The organism is Bartonella sp. DGB2, assembly GCF_046843095.1.
Classification (GTDB): domain Bacteria; phylum Pseudomonadota; class Alphaproteobacteria; order Rhizobiales; family Rhizobiaceae; genus Bartonella.
In genome coordinates, this window is sequence record NZ_CP177325.1 from 801,191 (window position 1) to 817,180 (window position 15,990).

Genomic DNA, 15,990 nt, shown 5'->3' on the forward strand with positions numbered 1-15,990 from the left:
GATAGCATTTAGATTGGATGCGCGGGATATGGAAAATATATTTTATCAAGAATCATCGTTTGGGGTGTTTTTTCTGGTGACTGGACTCTTAGGTGGTTGGAGCTCCTGGATGACGGGAAGGGCTTGCGCGCTTACGTGGCGGTCAGTTCTGAGCGCTGTATTATACACCGTGCCCTTAGCGGCTTTTATTCGCTTCATCCATTTTATCCCGCCCTTTGACGGCACTCTTTTATCATTACATTATTATTGTGTAGATTTGGTTTTTTTGATGATAACGAGCTTTTTAGGGTTTCGCTTTACGCGTGCTAAACAAATGGTACGTCAATATAGTTGGCTTTATGAAAAAACCTCCCCGTTTACTTGGCGCGAGAAACGCAATAGGTAAATATTTGGGCGGGGAGGTTCTATGAATTACGATTTTGGTCGTAAGTAATAAGCTAATAGGCTTCCCCCCACTAAAATAGCAGCACTAAGGGCAGGGTATCTTTTAGCTTTTTTTGTGAGATGGGTTGCATGTTTACACAAGCTGCGGATGGCCGGTCGTGCGGTTTCTTTTATTTTATCGACTGATGCAGCCATTTGCTGTTTTTGAGAGTCGTCTTGGCAGAAACCTGTGAGTTTATCTTGCAATTTTTGGATACGTTTTTCAATTTTTTTGGATGCATATGAAGTGTGTGAAAAGAGAGCCATAATTTGTTCCTGTGGGTTTTGCTAAGCTTTGAGTATAATGCTTGAATGGTAAAAACGTTGCCGGCGGCTATAATATATTTTTTTTATCGTAAAGAGGCTATAGAAGGGGCGAATGCTTTCAAGGAGATTGAGATGGTGAAGCCAACTTATTATGCCGCGCCTTTCCCTCGTCATCAAACTCGTTGCGTCGATGTGGGTGGGGTTCTCGTGGGAGGCGGCCGGCCGGTTGTTGTGCAATCAATGACTAACACTGATACGGCTGATGTTGATGCTACCGTAGCGCAGGTGGCGGCTTTAGCGCGCGCAGGCTCCCAGCTGGTGCGAGTAACAGTGGATCGTGATGCCGCGGCAGCAGCAGTACCAAAAATTGTTGAACGTTTGGCTCGATTGGGCCATAATACGCCTTTAATCGGTGATTTTCACTATATTGGTCATAAACTATTAAAGGACCACCCTGCTTGTGCGCAAGCGCTTGCTAAATACCGAATCAATCCTGGCAATGTAGGGTTTGGGGAGAAAAAGGATAAGCAGTTTGCTACGATTATTGAGTTGGCTTTGCGTTATCAAAAGCCCGTACGGATTGGAGTGAATTGGGGCTCGCTTGATCAAAAACTTTTGATGGGGCTGATGGATGAAAATGCTGCTGCGGGGAGCCCACTTTCAGCAGCCCAAGTGACTCATGAAGCAATGGTACAGTCTGCGCTTCTTTCCGCTGAATTGGCGCATGAATTAGGGTTGGATGCTGACAGGATTATCCTTTCTGCAAAAGTTAGTCAACTTCAAGACCTATTGGCTGTATATGTACTTTTGGCGCAGCGCTCTGATTACGCGTTGCATTTGGGGCTGACAGAAGCCGGAATGGGGAGCAAGGGTATCGTAGCCTCGGCCGCTTCATTAGGGATTTTGCTACAGCAGGGAATTGGCGATACGATTCGTATTTCATTAACGCCTGAGCCATTTGGTGATAGGTGCCGCGAGGTAGAAGTAGCGCAGGAACTTTTGCAAGCTATGGGTTTTGCGCAGTTTAGTCCAACGGTTGTGGCATGTCCAGGTTGTGGGCGTACGACATCAACGGTGTTTCAAGAGCTCGCTCAAAAAATTTCAATTGATCTTCGTAAAAAAATGCCATCTTGGCGTAAGAAATACCCTGGCGTAGAAGGGCTGAATGTGGCGGTGATGGGGTGTATTGTGAACGGACCAGGCGAATCAAAGCAAGCAGATATTGGGATTTCTTTGCCAGGTACGGGTGAACAATTGGCAGCGCCTGTGTTTATCGACGGCAAGAAGGCACAGACATTGCGTGGTGATGATATTGCTGAGCAGTTTCAAACCTTGATGCTAGATTATATTGAGACCCGTTTTGGTAGCGCTCGTTAGTGGTGCCGTAGTATCACAAAACGTGTTGCTTGGATCAGGGAAGCGGCAGCATGCCCATAGGGTTTGATAATAGTCTCTGCTTCTAGGGTCAGGTCTTTGAGATATGCTTTGGCCCATTTTACGCCCCGTTGTTGAACGAGGGTGGCTTTATGGGCTTTGGCATCTTTGCCGGCGGTCTTGCCAAGGGTTTTTGTATCGGCAGTGATGTCTAAAATGTCATCAGCTAATTGGAAAGCCAGTCCGATAAGGGTGCCAAATTGACCCATAAGGGTATGATCTTTTTGTGGGGCTCCCGCGATAAGGGGGCCAGCTTGGCAAGAAAAGCGGAAAAGTGCACTAGTTTTCATAGTTTGTAAGGTATGGATGGCTGCTTCATTTAATACTTGATTTTCGGCTTCCAAGTCTAGCATTTGGCCGCCAATCATTCCGCCTAGGCCTGCAGCTGTTGCCAATTGACGGATTAAATCAAGACGAGTTTGGGCAGGTAGCGATGCTTGCGCCATTTGCTCAAAGGCAAGGGTGAGAAGCGCATCTCCAGCGAGGATAGCAGTAGCTTCATCAAAAGCTTTGTGAACAGCGGGCTTGCCGCGGCGAAGATTATCATTATCCATGGCTGGAAGGTCATCGTGAATCAAGGAATAGCAATGGAGAAGTTCAAGGGCGGCAGCGATAGGTAAGGCGTTTTCAATTTTAGCACCGAAAAGTTTTGCACTTTCGAATAGAAAAAACGGGCGCAACCTTTTGCCACCGTTTAAGACTCCATGGCGCATGGCCTGGATAAGGCGAGGGGGGCGGCTAATTTCTGCAGGCGTCGGATTATGGGTAAGGAGCTTGTCGAGATAAGGGGTGAGTCGCGCTGTGTGAGCTTTAAGATTGGAGGCAAAATCTTCCATAGGATGATCCTTTTTCTTTGCAAAGTGCAATGAACTAACCGTAGAATAAGGTCAAGAGTGAATTATCTTCTAAGGGACAATAATAAAAGATGATGATGGGGAGGAAGGGCCAGGTTGTGCGTGTGTTGATTTATGGCATAGTTGCTCTATGGCTTTTACCTATCATGGTTTTGGGGATATATCGTTTGGATCGTATCCACCCGATTTCAACTTTGATGTTGCGCGATTGGCTAAGTGGTCTATCGTATCAACGTTTATGGGTGCGGCTTGATGAGGTGGCGCCGAAGGCACTCTATAGCGTGGTAATGGCAGAAGATGCGCGCTTTTGTCGCCACCACGGAGTGGATTGGCAAGAGCTGAAGCAAGTATTAGAGAGCCCTGAAGGACCTAAGAGGGGTGCTTCCACCATTACGATGCAAGTAGTAAAAAATTTATTCTTGCCCAGCCAACCGGCTTATCTACGTAAAATTTTTGAAATCCCTTATGCTTTGGCGGCAGATATGCTTTTGTCTAAGGTGCGAATTTTAGAGATTTACTTGAATGTTGCTGAATGGGGACCTGGAATTTACGGTATTGAAGCGGCAGCACGTCATTACTATGGACGTGCAGCTAAAGATTTGACACAACGCCAAGCAGCTCTGCTTGTAGCTATTTTGCCTAGTCCCCATAAACGAGCCCTTAAGCGTATGGATCCTTATGTAACAAGTCATGCCCGTTTAATTGAAAGACGCGCTGCCCAAAGTGAAGCCTATGTTTTTTGCTTGCGTGAGAAGCGCGGATAGAGATGCTCTATTTGATAAAAATATATGAAAATGCTGGTAAAAGCGGCTCAATCGGTGTATAGCAGGCAAAATGTTTGAATGTGTCGACGGGATTTGATGGCGATTCCATCATTTCACCTTATAATTTGGAGTGTTCCCCATGGCTGTACCAAAACGAAAAACCTCGCCTTCAAAGCGCGGAATGCGTCGCTCTGCGGACGCACTGAAGGCCCCTACTTATATTGAAGATCAAAACTCGGGTGAGTTGCGCCGTCCCCATCATATTGACTTAAAAACGGGTATGTATCGTGGCCGGCAGGTTTTAACGCCTAAAGAATGATCGCCAAAATTTTCTGAGATAAGTGATCAAAAACGCGCTTGTTTAATCAAGCGCGTTTTTTTGTAAGTGTATTTGGGTTTTCGGTGTGCGAAACGGAGAAGCTGAACTTAGAGTTAGGCCGCCACAGTTTCAGCTGTCTCTAATATTTCATCAGTGAGCTCATCTTTATCTTTGCTGATGCGTTTGGGAGCCTTATTAAGCGTGTTCTCAATAAGATGAACAGCTTCAGTATCAGAAATTCGATGAACGGCCGAGACTTCTCGAGCCATGCGGTCGAGGGCTGCTTCATAAAGCTGGCGTTCGGAATAGGATTGCTCTGGTTGGCTGTCAGCGCGGAAAAGATCGCGTACGACCTCAGCGATGGCAAGAAGGTCGCCAGAGTTAATTTTGGCCTCATATTCTTGGGCGCGGCGCGACCACATAGTGCGTTTGATTCGAGCTCGACCTTCAAGAACTTTTAGGGCGCGTTCTATAAAATCATTGGCTGACAATTTGCGCATCCCGATAGAAATAGCTTTGGTAACGGGAACCTTGACATGCATTTTGTCTTTTTCAAAGTGGATAACAAAAAGCTCTAATTTATGGCCAGCAACTTCTTGCTCTTCAATGGCGACAATTTGGCCAACCCCATGGGTAGGATATACGATATATTCAGATGCTTTAAAGTCTTTGTGGGGGGAAGATTTTTTCTGCGGGGATGCCATATTTTTATTACTCCCTTGGCCCAGTCTGGTGCTGTGGCAATGTCGTGAAGTGATCGTTAAAAGTTATCTCATGAGCCTATAATGCTATACCATTTCTTAGCAATTATAGGTACAAGGAACGCAGTTCTTTAGCGCAATTTTGGAATAGGTCTTTATAGCCATAGGGTAAAAAACTATCATACCTACGTTCAAAGATCAATATTCAAACCGCGCAGCGCTATAAATGAAGCGCGCGCAATTGATTGATCTATTTGGGTGTGGAATAAGGATAGACCTAGGCGGCATCGCCTCCGCCAGGACTTTCAGAAAAATGGTGGGTTAATTTATCTTGAACGCCGTCCATTTCCGTAGCCTCGGGCAAAGGCTCTTTTTTTAGTGTGATGTTTGGCCACTTGCGAGCGTATTCAAGGTTGAGCTCTAACCATTTTTCAAGCCCAGGTTCGGTGTCGGGTTTGATTGCTTCGGCGGGGCACTCTGGTTCACATACGCCGCAATCAATGCATTCATCCGGATGAATGACAAGCATATTCTCCCCTTCGTAAAAACAATCGACAGGGCAAACTTCGACACAGTCGGTATACTTACAAGCGATGCAATTATCCGTTACCACATAAGTCATTTTGTTCTCCAGCGCTTTCCTCTCTCATGGCAAAGAGGGGAGGAGTTTACTCTTAAATAGGAAGCTATTTGCGCAATTTGTCGCGCAGAAGCGCTAATTTTGCAAAAGGCGAATCAGGATCAATCGTGGGTGACAGGCGCGTTGATTTTTTATCAGAGTGGACATTTTTTGAAGGCCTTATTTGTTTGTCGTTGTAATTTTCTTTACGCCTTTTTAGGGTATCTTTTGTCTTTGCTGGTTGTTTTTGGGCGCCTTGAGGGCTATTTTGTTTGCTGCGGTGAGAGTGATAGGGTTGCTTTTTCTGATGCGTACGCTGGCCGTAATAGGCCCAAAGTAGGATAGATTTATCATTTGCTTTGGGATCAAAAAAGCCTATTGGTTCTGGAGCTGGAATAGTCCGCACGGTCGGCCAATTGCCTACAGGTTCGGCTTTTGGAGTTTCTAAGCGCTTTTTGAGACGCACGGCTATTGTTTGAGCGCTGCTTTCTTTAGCGCGATAGCCAAGATTTCTTAGAATCTCTGTCATGTCTTCGGTAGTAGCGCCTAAAATCGAGAGCATAGAGGGCGTAATAAAAAAATGTTTCCCATCATAGAAGCCGTCAGGTAGTGGTTTTTCGGTAGAAGATTTATTTAGCGCTGCGCGGATGAGGTCGGCTAAACGTTCTAAGATATCAATGCGAACAGCGCGCTGACCTAAAATGCGATAGCCTGCTAACGCATAAAATCGTGAATCATAGGATGCATCAACAACGGTTGATGTGCGGCCAGCTGCTAAAATGGCGATAACATCGCCATAGCCTGCTTTTTCTTGCGCATGATTTTTAAGCGCCCAAAGAAGACTGACAGCTTGGGCTGGGGCGGGCTTGAGCATGAGGGGGAGGTAGATATGAAAAGCGCCAAAGCGTACTCCCAAGCGGCGTAGGGCGGCGCGGGCAGTTTGGTCAAGATTTTTAACATCTTCCGCTACTTCACGCCGGTCTAAGATTCCTAAATGCTCAACAAGTTGAAAGGCTAAGCCCCGGGTACTACTGGTTAGATGTTCAGCATCGCGTAAGATAAAAAGGGGTTTTAGGATAGTTTCAAAATGAAAATTTATAAAGCGCTCAAGGCGTATGGATATTTTCTCGCGCGCTGGGTTTGAAAGGGTTTCATCGGCCAAGAGAATAAATCTTGGCTTTAGGATATCAGCGCTTGGTGTGAGGCTGGCAATTGGCTGTCCAATCCAGCGAATAAGTCCATCGCGCCCGATTGCAAAATCGCCGTTTGGTGCACTTGAAAAGCGCTCAGCACGTTTCTCGTATTCGATAGGTAGAATGGCCGCAGCGGCGGCACGTAAGGCTTTAACATCATTGGCATCTATGCCGGTTTCTACGACGAAGCGAAAGCCTTGTACATTTCCTACTAAATGCTTTTCAACGAAGATATCGCCATTTTGCGTAATTTCGGCATTCATCATTTTATTCTCTCTTAGCCGCTTCATTAATATGCTTGTTCTGCGATCAATAAATCGCTGCGTCAACCTTTCATGTAGCACATCTGATAGTTTCTCTTCAATTTTTCTTGTTTTTTCTTGCCAAAAAGGCGGGTTTTTTACCCAAGCTGACCGGTTGACGATAAAACTCCAGCAGCGAATCTGGACAAGGCGTGCTGCGATGTTTTCGATGGTACCATGAAAATAATTGGTTCGCGCTATTTGTTTAGCTAGATAGTCTTCATCTAATGTGCCAGCTTGACGGATGTCGCGATAGAGGCGACTAACGAGGTCTGTATGATAGATAGCCCCTTGTTTACCATAATCGGGCAGCGCACATATTTCCCATAATAGTTTTATATCGCTTGCATTTTTTGTAATATTTATGATGTTTTTATCTTTTGATAAGATTTCAAGAACTTGCGCATCAATAGCAGGTAAAGCGCGAACGAGCGCATGGTGGCGGGGAGAGGCCGCAAGCGAGCGTTTGAGACCTTCAAGTGAACTGAAATCATAAGCGTTGTTGCGCCACTGTAGGTATTGGATTGCAGGAAATCTATGGGCAAGGATATCTTCAACTTTCGCAGTTTCAAAGGGTAGAGCTTGGGCGGTAACTCCAAAAGAGCCATCACGCATGTGACGGCCTGCGCGCCCAGCGATTTGAGCAATTTCAGAGGTATTGAGGGGGCGCCATTGGTAGCCATCGAATTTATGGTTTTGGGCGAAGGCTACATGGTCTATATCAAGATTAAGTCCCATACCAATGGCATCGGTGGCAACTATAAAATCAACTTCACCTGCTTGGTAAAGAGCTACTTGAGCGTTCCGAGTGCGGGGCGAAAGCGCGCCCATAATAACTGCTGCTCCACCCCTTTGGCGGCGAATAAATTCAGCAATAGTGTAGACGTCTTCGTGGGAGAAAGCGACGATCGCAGATCGGGGCGGTAAGCGACTGATCTTTTTGCTGCCTTGATAGTATAATTGAGAAAAGCGTGGCTTTTGGATGATTTCTACCTTAGGAAGGATTTTTCGCAAAACCCTTTCCATACTTGTTGAGCCAAGCAATAGAGTTTCTTCGCGGCCGCGTAAATGTAAGAGGCGGTCACAAAAAATATGTCCGCGATCAAGATGAGCGGCTAATTGGATTTCATCAATTGCCACAAAGGCAGAGTTAGTTTGGCGGGGGAGAGCTTCGACTGTGTAGACACCATAGCGCGCGTGAGGAGGAATAATTTTTTCTTCCCCTGTGATTAGGCGAACTTGGTTGCTTCCTACCTTATCACAGATTTTATGGTAAACCTCGCGGGCTAAAAGCCTTAAGGGTAGGCCGATAATGCCGGATGAATGAGCCAAAAGGCGGCTTATAGCAAAGTGGGTTTTGCCCGTATTGGTGGATCCTAAGACGGCACGGACGCCACGCCCACAAAAGGAACTGGGGATGGCGTACGTTTTATTGACCTGTGCCATATGTGCCCTTTCGGAAGGCGCGCACTGATGAATCTTAATGACGGAAGTGCCTCATGCCAGTAAAAACCATGGCAATATCATGGGTATTGGCGGCATCGATTACCTCTTGGTCGCGCAAAGACCCACCTGGTTGGATAACGGCGGTAGCTCCTGCTTCGACTGCTGCTAATAATCCATCGGCAAAAGGAAAGAAAGCATCAGAAGCGACGACAAGCCCTGTTTGCGCTGGAGGGATGAGTCCCGCTTCTTGACCTTTTCGCGCAGCGATACGAGCCGAATCAAGACGACTCATCTGTCCCGCTCCTATGCCAAAAGTGGCGTGATCCTTGGCATAGATAATGGCGTTGGATTTTACATGCTTGGCAACTTTGAACGCAAACTTTAGATCTTGCAGTTCATTTTCGGTGGGAGCGCGTTTTGTGACAATTTTTAGGTCGCAATCCTCAATCATGCCGTTATCACGGCTTTGAATCAAGAGTCCGCCGGCAACCGTTTTGGCCATTAAGCCAGACGCGCGTGGGTCAGCAAGGCCACCCGTGATAAGGAGTCGTAGATTCTTTTTGCTGCCGATAATGGCTTTGGCATCTTCATCAGCGGCAGGGGCGATGATAACCTCGGTAAAAATCTTGACAATTTCTGTAGCGGTAGAAGCATCAAGGGTTTGGTTGAGAGCGATGATTCCGCCAAAAGCCGAGACAGGGTCGCAGGCAAGAGCCTTCACATACGCTTCTTTCAGGCTAGAAGCCAAGGCCACACCACAAGGGTTTGCGTGTTTGACAATGGCAACGGCTGCAGTTTCTTGGCTGAATTCACTGACTAATTCAAAGGCAGCATCAGTATCGTTGATATTATTATAGGATAATTGCTTTCCTTGGATAATTTGTGCTGTTGCTGCGCCAGGCCGTAAGTCGCTATTTTTATAAAAGGCAGCATGTTGGTGGGGATTTTCTCCATAGCGCAAAGATGTATGCAATTCGCCAAAAAAACTTTGCCAACGCCCCATGTCAAGGTTCAGTTGTTGAGAAAACCATTGGCTGATGGCACTATCATAAGCACTAGTACGGGCAAAGGCGCGGGCAGCCAAATTTTGCCGAAAGGCAAAGCTTAAGCATCCATTGTTTGCGTTCAAGGTTGCTATAAGAGCTGCGTAATCAGCGGGGTCAGTGACAATGGCGCTATAGGCATGGTTTTTTGCTGCTGCGCGAATCATAGCTGGTCCGCCGATGTCGATATTTTCAATTATGGTATCAACATCACTCCCTTGGCCAGCTGTCTTTTCAAATGGATAGAGGTTGACGACAACAAGATCAATGGGGGTGATAGCGTGTGCTTTGAGAGTGGCTTGATGTTCGCAATCATTACCAACGGCTAAAATCCCTGCGTGGACGGCGGGGTGGAGGGTTTTGACGCGTCCATCTAAAATTTCTGGAAAATTAGTAATTTCTGAAACATCTTTTACTGCAAGGCCAGCTTGGATGAGTAGCTTTTTTGTACCACCTGTGGAGATAAGTTCCACTCCCTGGTCGGCAAGGGCGTGGGCGAGATCTACAAGGCCTGTTTTATCGCTAACAGAAAGGAGGGCGCGGTTGATTTTTTTGAAATCGGGAGCTTTTATATGTTTGGAAGTTAGAGTCATAGAAGATTCCTTTTATCGCATCTTCTTCTTAGCATAATTTGATGCAAATTCCATTGCAAACCCATATTCCTTCTCAAAGGTGCGGGTTTTAAGTACATAATAACTAAGGGTTTAGCGTAGGCCGCAAAGGAGCAATTGTTGTTCATAGAGGCGTGCCATTTGCTGGGTTTTATTGGCAGCGCGCAAAAGGCCAAGGCTTGGGGCGGATGTGCGATAGCCTTGATGGCCAAGGGCGTAATTAAGATAAAGATGATAGGCGTCCAAGGGGTTGACCCCATTGCGGCGTACTGATTCGTGATGGTACCAGCCGATAAAGTCGGTAGCATCGGCAAAATTGCTTCGCCGCGCGTTATAATGGCCAGTAGCGCGCTGATATCGCCACCATGTGTGGTTTAATGCTTGCGAATAGCCATAAGCGCTGGAGGTTCGTTTCCATGGAATGAAACCCAGTAGCTTAGTTCTTTTGGGCTGAGCTGTGGCACGAAAGGCTGATTCTGTGCGGATGGTGGCAAGAATGATGGACATTGGGATGCCATATCGCGCCTCCGCTCTTTTGGTAATTTTATGCCAATCGTTAAAAAAAACGTTACGCTCGGCAAAAATAGCACAAGCATTGTCAATGCGGCTCGGTGGGCGGCTAGTGCAACTATAGAGTAAGCTTGTGAGCAAAATAATGAGGCTTAAACGTTTCATCACTACCCTTATTTGAAGGTAATATAGCTTTGTTGATCAATAAAATACTTTTGGTTTAATAATTTCTTAAGAGCAGTTTTACCTCTTAAATTAAAGGACTTTAAAAATACAATTATAGGTTGATAAGGCGTATGCTTTTTATAGTTTTGCAAACTATTTGTTTAGTTTTGGCACATATATTCGCGTATAAGTTGAATTTATGACAAGGTACACCCTATGAAAATTGCACAATTATATTATAAACAAGAGAAAATGTGGCCACAGAAAGTGCTATTAACGAGTGTTCTAGCTATTTTGGCTATTTGTGGAGGGGAAAGTTCTGCTTATGGTCAGAGTTGCTATTTAGCGGGCGGCGGCGGTGGCGGCGGCGGCGGCGTTCAGGGTAAAGGCGGGGCTGGAGCGGCTGGTTATATAGGAAGCACGCCAACGTCTCGCTCTAATCGTGCGGGGGACGGGCGAGGTGCAGGTGCTGGTCGCGGTGGTAGAGGTGGAAGTGATGACTGGCAATGGATTGGTGATAATTCTGATTGTGGTGGGATTATTTATGTTGGCCAGGGTAATCCAGCTTTTGATAGGCCTGGGGGAAAGGGCGGCGATGTTCAGATTTTCTTTAAGGAGCAAGATCGGGTATTATCTTATGCTCAGTTAGAGATTTATGGCGGCAATGCTGGCGATGGCGGAGTGTCTATGGGAGATGACCCCCGATTTGTTGGTAATGGCGGTAACGGCGGCGCAGTTAGCTTTGATGCAAATGATGATGATGTGGTGATTTCGGATCGTTTTCTTTTAGAAAGTGGTAAGAATGGGGGTAGTTCAGATACTGGCCAAGGTGGACTAGGAGGTGTTGGGGGAAGTGTACGGTTTCGAGCGCGTAGTTTTATTGTAGCTGAAGGTGGGAAGGTAAAGTTAGAGATCACGCGTCATCTAAGCCTTGGCCAAGCTTTTAATCCTAGTGTTTCCTTTCGGGTAGATATTACTGATGTAAGGCGTGGGGATCTAGATGTTTTATTATTGGGTACCAATGCCCATGGCGATAACGATGATTATGGTGTGATGTTTGGTACCGTGCTGATTGGCTACGGCCATGAGATGAAAATCCGCGGCAATGGCGCTTATTCTATTTCTGGTTTTATTTTTGGTGAGAAAACCGGATCGGATTCGTCGGTTTTGGCGTCGAAGCGGAGTTCAGTGGGAGAGCCGATATTTACACCGGCGGTTTTAAATAGTGAAATGCAAGTTGATTTAAAGGGTAAGAATCTGACCTTTTATCTGCCCGAAAGTTTAGCCAATGGCAGTGTTTTATTAGAGAATAAGGGCGCTGCTATTATGGTTGATGATGCGGTGATTGATTTAAAACTTTCTGGTGAGGATTTGCGTGCTTTACAAGCGGGCGATAAGATTTATCTGGTGCATGGATCTGTAAAAGGGGAGATCAATAATAAGGATGAACTGGTAAGCTTTGGGGCTAAGGAGTGGCATTTTCATATAGAAACAGAGGATGAAGGCTTAGCTGCGCAATTGGAGGGCGACGGAGCGGGAATGATAGATCCGGCTAAGTCAGAGGCATATTTTTATAGTAATGCCGCAAGCTTGCAGGCGCTTCTTTATGGAGCTGATCAGGTCAGTGGGATTGAGGACTATATTGTTCCTGATAGTGTACGAAAGCTAGACGGGCATTGGGAGGAATTGCTTTTTTTGCAAGGCAGCGGTTATACTTATCAGTCTTTGTCGCAAAATATTTTGGTAAACCGCGCTTTTCATGCGATGGCGGGGTATGGGTTGCGCTATCGTCACCCAAGGGGCCAATTTTTAGGCGTGGGCTTTGTCGAAGGGCAGGATGGATCTTATGATGTTTATCCAAATCAAGTGCATGCGATGGGAGATGTAAATTATAAAGGGGTTGGTTTTTATGGAAAGCAATTATGGTTTAACGGCTGGTTTTTGAATGGAGCCGCGCGCGCCGGGCGGATAGGTCGAGATTTTGACAGCCGTTCAATGATTGCTGGACGTTATGATTGGGTAAATAGCACTTATTATGGCTTACAAATAGGAGGGGGTAGGATTATTCCGCTTGCGCCCCACAATCTTTTGATTCTGGATGGGCAATGGTTGGCAACCTATATGGCAGCTTTTAGCACCAAAAGCCAAGCTGGAGAAGCACTTACTTTTGACGCAGCTCAGTCGCAAAGGGCTCAATTGGAGGCTCGTTATGAATATCGCTGGGACCGTGAGGCGAAATTTTATGTTGCTACAAGTCTAGAAAAGGAATTCGCGGGTACGGTTTCTGGAGTGTTTGAGCAGGAAATGCAGGAGGCCATTGACAATTATGGAACATCATTGGCACTTGAATTGGGTAGCAAATTTACTGCGCCTAAATTTATGCCCGGCTGGAGTGCCCGTGCGGCATTGCGTGGGGTTTTAGGATCGCGCCATGGGACTGCGGCTAAATTAGGGATTGGCTATCGTTGGTAAGATGCAGTCAAATATGCGATCTTTGCGTGCTTTGCTCGTTTACCTCAAGTTTGGTAAGGCGAGCAGCATGGCGCTGGATTTTATTCGAAGAGGTAAGAATATCTTCAATATCTTGATGGGTTTGTTTAAAGTGGCCGTGCAATTTGCGTGCTCTTTCATCTAGCCGATTGATATCTTGCATTAAAAGACTGATTTGTGTTTGAATAAGATGGGCATTTTCGCGCATATGGGCATCCTTCAGGAGCGTTTGCACCAATTGGATGGATAAAACCAATAGGGAAGGAGAAACAACGATAATACGCGCTTTGTGAGCCCTCTCAATCACGGAATTGAAGTCCTCGTGCAAGGTAGCAAAGATCGATTCGGAAGGAACAAAGAGAAATGCGGTGTCTTGGGTTTCTCCTTTGATGAAATATTTTTCTTCGATGCTTCGGATGTGGACTTCACAATTGTAACGGAAGCGTTTAGCCGCTTCTTTTTTTTCTAACGGATCTTGGGCTTTGCGCATTGCATTCCATGCCTCAAGTGGGAATTTTGCATCAATAACCAAAGATTCTGCACAATTAGGCAGATGAATGATACAATCGGGCCGCGTTTTATTAGAAAGAGTAGCTTGGAATTGATAAGCGCCTTTTGGCAAGGCATCGGCGATGATTGCTTCCATTTGCCCTTGTCCGAAAGCGCCACGACTCTGCTTATTGTTTAAAATCGCTTGCAGTTGGACGACTTGGCTAGCTAGGGTTTGGATATTATGCTGGGCTGTATCAATTACGGCTAAGCGTTCTTGTAGTCTTTGCAAATTATTATAGGTGGTTTGGGTTTGTGTATGCAGGCTTTGCCCCATATTGTGGCTGAGATGATCAATTTGAGTGCGGATAGATTGATTTAATTCGGCCTGACGATTGCTAAAAATTTCTGTCATGCTTTGAAGTCGACCTTGCATTTCCGCTTGGCTTTTGATGAGTGCTGTAATGGATGTTTGCATAGAAGCAGTTACTTGGTTTGTATCCGCTCGGCGAATCGTTCGCCATAATTTATAGAGACTGCTAAGGAGTAGACCCCCGATTAATCCAACAAGTGCAGAAAGGAGAGGAGAATGGTTTAAGATATTAAAAAGGTCTTTAGGCATGGTTTGTATTTATTCTACACGCTTTGGAGGAGAAATAAGCAAAAGGGCGAATCGTTGGTATGTAATGTAAAGTCTTTTATAACCAAAAGCGATAGGAACAAGATTTTTGGAAAAGATAGGCTTGTGAGCATGGTTTTGCGGGCTTTGGACTGTTCATACGGTACGAAATTGGTGTATATTTAGAGCTATGTAGAGAAAATAGATGACAGTGATCTTAATACCTTATTTGTACCGCAACTTTGTGCGAAAGGCGACCTATGACAATAAAACCGCTTATTACGCTTCCTGATCCTCTTTTGCGTCAAGTTAGTGCGCCTGTAGTCCAAGTGGATGAAGCTTTAAACCGTTTGGCTGATGATATGCTGGAAACTATGTACGATGCGCCAGGTATTGGCCTTGCTGCGATTCAGGTTGGTGAGCCGATCCGGATGTTGGTGGTAGATGTGGGTAGTAAGGAGGATGCAAAGCAGCCGATGGTTTTTATTAATCCTCAAATTTTGTGGCGGTCTTCGCAGCCCAGCGTTTATGAGGAAGGGTGTTTATCTATCCCTTCTTATTATGCGGAAGTGGAACGCCCTAATGCGGTGCGGGTAGGATATGTTGATAGTAAGGGTAAACAGCGCGAGATTGAAGCCCATGGACTTTTATCAACTTGCCTTCAGCATGAAATTGATCACCTTGATGGTATGCTCTTTATTGATCATCTCTCAAAGTTAAAGCGAGATATGGTGATTCGCCGCTTTAAAAAGCAGACCCGAATTGAGAGAGGCGCTGCTATCTGATGGTGCTACGTTTAGCTTTTATGGGTACGCCAGAATTTTCTGTCCCTACCTTGCAAGCACTCTTAGAGGCGGGGCATGAAATTGTTGCTGTTTATACCCAGCCGCCACGACCTGCAGGGCGGCGTGGTTTAGCACTTGTTCCTTCGCCAGTAGCAGTTTTTGCGCAAAGGTTTGGGTTGCCCGTTTTTACGCCTACGCGTTTGCGTCCGCCCGAACAACAAGCGTTATTTGAGAGTCACAAGCTGGATGCTGCGGTGGTAATTGCCTATGGGCTTTTATTACCGCAAGCGATTTTAGACGCGCCAAGATGGGGATGTTTTAATGCTCACGCTTCGCTTTTGCCGCGCTGGCGCGGGGCGGCTCCTATCCAGCGCGCTATTATGGCTGGCGATAGCCATAGCGGGGTGATGATTATGCAAATGGAGGCGGGGCTCGATACGGGCCCGGTCGTGGGGGGAGCGCGTGTGAAGATTGAAGCTGGCATGACTTCTGGTCAATTGCACGAAAAATTGGCAGTTCTAGCGGCGGATTTAATGGTAAAGACGATGTCTGATTTAGAGCGTGGTGATTTACATCCTATGCCCCAAGCGAAGGAGGGGGTGCTTTATGCTAATAAAATTGAAAAGGCCGAAACGCGTATTGATTGGGCGCGATCATCCGATTTTATTGTTCGCCAGATTTGTGGCCTTTCTCCTTCTCCTGCAAGTTGGTGTGAGATGTTATTGGGGGATGCGTGGGAGCGGGTAAAAATTCTAGGTGCTAAAAGAATGCTTGGTGCGAGTTTAGGTGCTGGCTATATCGAACCGCAAGATTTGATTATCCATTGTGGAGAAGGACGATTGGCCATTACTTCTTTGCAACGGGCAGGAGGAAAGGTCTTGGACGCTGAGCAATTTTTGCGCGGGGCGGTTATTAACGTGGTACGTTAGGGATCATGGTTTGTTATTTGCCGATAA

The 15,990-nt window shown here is 46.1% G+C and carries 15 protein-coding genes; 7 read left to right on the forward strand and 8 right to left on the reverse strand.

Going from position 1 to position 15,990, the window contains the following annotated elements; all coding sequences use genetic code 11:
- Positions 1 to 28 precede the first annotated feature (28 nt).
- Positions 29 to 385, forward strand: coding sequence for a DUF6867 family protein (locus ACK28X_RS04475; protein WP_412057260.1), 357 nt, complete (start codon positions 29 to 31; stop codon positions 383 to 385).
- Positions 386 to 411: 26 nt separating this feature from the next.
- On the opposite strand, the gene ACK28X_RS04480 is transcribed toward ACK28X_RS04475, so the two are convergent.
- On the reverse strand, positions 412 to 690 hold the full coding sequence (locus tag ACK28X_RS04480; protein WP_412057261.1) for a hypothetical protein: 279 nt from the start codon (positions 688 to 690) through the stop codon (positions 412 to 414).
- A 132-nt stretch (positions 691 to 822) separates the two neighbouring features.
- Here ACK28X_RS04480 and ispG point away from each other — a divergent pair, with 132 nt between their 5' ends.
- On the forward strand, positions 823 to 2,067 hold the full coding sequence (gene ispG, locus ACK28X_RS04485) for a flavodoxin-dependent (E)-4-hydroxy-3-methylbut-2-enyl-diphosphate synthase (RefSeq protein ID WP_412057262.1): 1,245 nt from the start codon (positions 823 to 825) through the stop codon (positions 2,065 to 2,067).
- On the opposite strand, the gene ACK28X_RS04490 is transcribed toward ispG, so the two are convergent.
- On the reverse strand, positions 2,064 to 2,960 hold the full coding sequence (locus ACK28X_RS04490; RefSeq protein WP_412057263.1) for a polyprenyl synthetase family protein: 897 nt from the start codon (positions 2,958 to 2,960) through the stop codon (positions 2,064 to 2,066). The two genes, ispG and ACK28X_RS04490, sit on opposite strands and share 4 nt — an antisense overlap.
- A gap of 116 nt (positions 2,961 to 3,076) precedes the next feature.
- On the opposite strand from ACK28X_RS04490, the gene ACK28X_RS04495 reads away from it, so the two are divergent.
- Together ACK28X_RS04495 and rpmF are read left to right on the forward strand one after the other, a co-directional pair.
- On the forward strand, positions 3,077 to 3,742 hold the full coding sequence (locus ACK28X_RS04495; protein WP_412057264.1) for a transglycosylase domain-containing protein: 666 nt from the start codon (positions 3,077 to 3,079) through the stop codon (positions 3,740 to 3,742).
- Positions 3,743 to 3,881: 139 nt separating this feature from the next.
- Positions 3,882 to 4,061, forward strand: a complete 180-nt coding sequence (gene rpmF, locus ACK28X_RS04500; RefSeq protein WP_412057265.1) for a 50S ribosomal protein L32 — start codon at positions 3,882 to 3,884, stop codon at positions 4,059 to 4,061.
- Between the two features lie 113 nt (positions 4,062 to 4,174).
- Here rpmF and ACK28X_RS04505 read toward each other — a convergent pair whose 3' ends face one another.
- The 5 genes from ACK28X_RS04505 to ACK28X_RS04525 all read right to left on the reverse strand — a co-directional run bounded on the left by ACK28X_RS04505 (position 4,175) and on the right by ACK28X_RS04525 (position 10,651).
- Positions 4,175 to 4,765, reverse strand: coding sequence for a CarD family transcriptional regulator (locus ACK28X_RS04505; RefSeq protein ID WP_412057266.1), 591 nt, complete (start codon positions 4,763 to 4,765; stop codon positions 4,175 to 4,177).
- Positions 4,766 to 5,039: 274 nt separating this feature from the next.
- Positions 5,040 to 5,384, reverse strand: a complete 345-nt coding sequence (gene fdxA / locus ACK28X_RS04510) for a ferredoxin FdxA (protein WP_412057267.1) — start codon at positions 5,382 to 5,384, stop codon at positions 5,040 to 5,042.
- 64 nt (positions 5,385 to 5,448) lie between these two features.
- The gene (locus tag ACK28X_RS04515) at positions 5,449 to 8,322 is read right to left on the reverse strand and encodes a helicase-related protein (protein ID WP_412057268.1); all 2,874 of its coding nucleotides are present in this window, start codon (positions 8,320 to 8,322) and stop codon (positions 5,449 to 5,451) included.
- Positions 8,323 to 8,356: 34 nt separating this feature from the next.
- The gene (gene purH / locus ACK28X_RS04520) at positions 8,357 to 9,958 is read right to left on the reverse strand and encodes a bifunctional phosphoribosylaminoimidazolecarboxamide formyltransferase/IMP cyclohydrolase (RefSeq protein ID WP_412057269.1); all 1,602 of its coding nucleotides are present in this window, start codon (positions 9,956 to 9,958) and stop codon (positions 8,357 to 8,359) included.
- A gap of 111 nt (positions 9,959 to 10,069) precedes the next feature.
- Positions 10,070 to 10,651 carry a hypothetical protein gene (locus ACK28X_RS04525; protein ID WP_412057270.1) on the reverse strand — a complete coding sequence of 194 codons (582 nt, stop codon included), beginning with the start codon at positions 10,649 to 10,651 and terminating at the stop codon, positions 10,070 to 10,072.
- A 216-nt stretch (positions 10,652 to 10,867) separates the two neighbouring features.
- On the opposite strand from ACK28X_RS04525, the gene ACK28X_RS04530 reads away from it, so the two are divergent.
- On the forward strand, positions 10,868 to 13,123 hold the full coding sequence (locus tag ACK28X_RS04530; RefSeq protein ID WP_412057271.1) for an autotransporter outer membrane beta-barrel domain-containing protein: 2,256 nt from the start codon (positions 10,868 to 10,870) through the stop codon (positions 13,121 to 13,123).
- Positions 13,124 to 13,130: 7 nt separating this feature from the next.
- Here ACK28X_RS04530 and ACK28X_RS04535 read toward each other — a convergent pair whose 3' ends face one another.
- Complete coding sequence (locus ACK28X_RS04535) at positions 13,131 to 14,252, reverse strand: DNA recombination protein RmuC (RefSeq protein ID WP_412057272.1); 1,122 nt, start codon at positions 14,250 to 14,252, stop codon at positions 13,131 to 13,133.
- Positions 14,253 to 14,509: 257 nt separating this feature from the next.
- On the opposite strand from ACK28X_RS04535, the gene def reads away from it, so the two are divergent.
- Together def and fmt are read left to right on the forward strand one after the other, a co-directional pair.
- A complete protein-coding gene (gene def, locus ACK28X_RS04540; protein WP_412057273.1) occupies positions 14,510 to 15,034 on the forward strand; it encodes a peptide deformylase in 525 nt (174 codons plus the stop codon).
- Entirely contained in the window at positions 15,034 to 15,963 is a 930-nt protein-coding gene (fmt, locus tag ACK28X_RS04545; RefSeq protein WP_412057274.1) for a methionyl-tRNA formyltransferase, read from the forward strand. Before def ends, fmt begins: the two co-directional genes overlap by 1 nt.
- Positions 15,964 to 15,990 lie beyond the last annotated feature (27 nt).

Excerpts from the sequence above, each read along its gene's own strand:
- fdxA (WP_412057267.1), bottom strand. The coding sequence starts at position 5,384 with ATGACTTATGTGGTAACGGATAATTGCATCGCTTGTAAGTATACCGAC.
- ACK28X_RS04475 (WP_412057260.1), top strand. The coding sequence starts at position 29 with ATGGAAAATATATTTTATCAAGAATCATCGTTTGGGGTGTTTTTTCTG.
- ACK28X_RS04490 (WP_412057263.1), bottom strand. The coding sequence starts at position 2,960 with ATGGAAGATTTTGCCTCCAATCTTAAAGCTCACACAGCGCGACTCACC.
- ACK28X_RS04505 (WP_412057266.1), bottom strand. The coding sequence starts at position 4,765 with ATGGCATCCCCGCAGAAAAAATCTTCCCCCCACAAAGACTTTAAAGCA.
- ACK28X_RS04525 (WP_412057270.1), bottom strand. The coding sequence starts at position 10,651 with ATGAAACGTTTAAGCCTCATTATTTTGCTCACAAGCTTACTCTATAGT.
- rpmF (WP_412057265.1), top strand. The coding sequence starts at position 3,882 with ATGGCTGTACCAAAACGAAAAACCTCGCCTTCAAAGCGCGGAATGCGT.
- ACK28X_RS04535 (WP_412057272.1), bottom strand. The coding sequence starts at position 14,252 with ATGCCTAAAGACCTTTTTAATATCTTAAACCATTCTCCTCTCCTTTCT.
- fmt (WP_412057274.1), top strand. The coding sequence starts at position 15,034 with ATGGTGCTACGTTTAGCTTTTATGGGTACGCCAGAATTTTCTGTCCCT.
- purH (WP_412057269.1), bottom strand. The coding sequence starts at position 9,958 with ATGACTCTAACTTCCAAACATATAAAAGCTCCCGATTTCAAAAAAATC.
- ACK28X_RS04515 (WP_412057268.1), bottom strand. The coding sequence starts at position 8,322 with ATGGCACAGGTCAATAAAACGTACGCCATCCCCAGTTCCTTTTGTGGG.
- ispG (WP_412057262.1), top strand. The coding sequence starts at position 823 with ATGGTGAAGCCAACTTATTATGCCGCGCCTTTCCCTCGTCATCAAACT.
- ACK28X_RS04530 (WP_412057271.1), top strand. The coding sequence starts at position 10,868 with ATGAAAATTGCACAATTATATTATAAACAAGAGAAAATGTGGCCACAG.
- ACK28X_RS04480 (WP_412057261.1), bottom strand. The coding sequence starts at position 690 with ATGGCTCTCTTTTCACACACTTCATATGCATCCAAAAAAATTGAAAAA.
- def (WP_412057273.1), top strand. The coding sequence starts at position 14,510 with ATGACAATAAAACCGCTTATTACGCTTCCTGATCCTCTTTTGCGTCAA.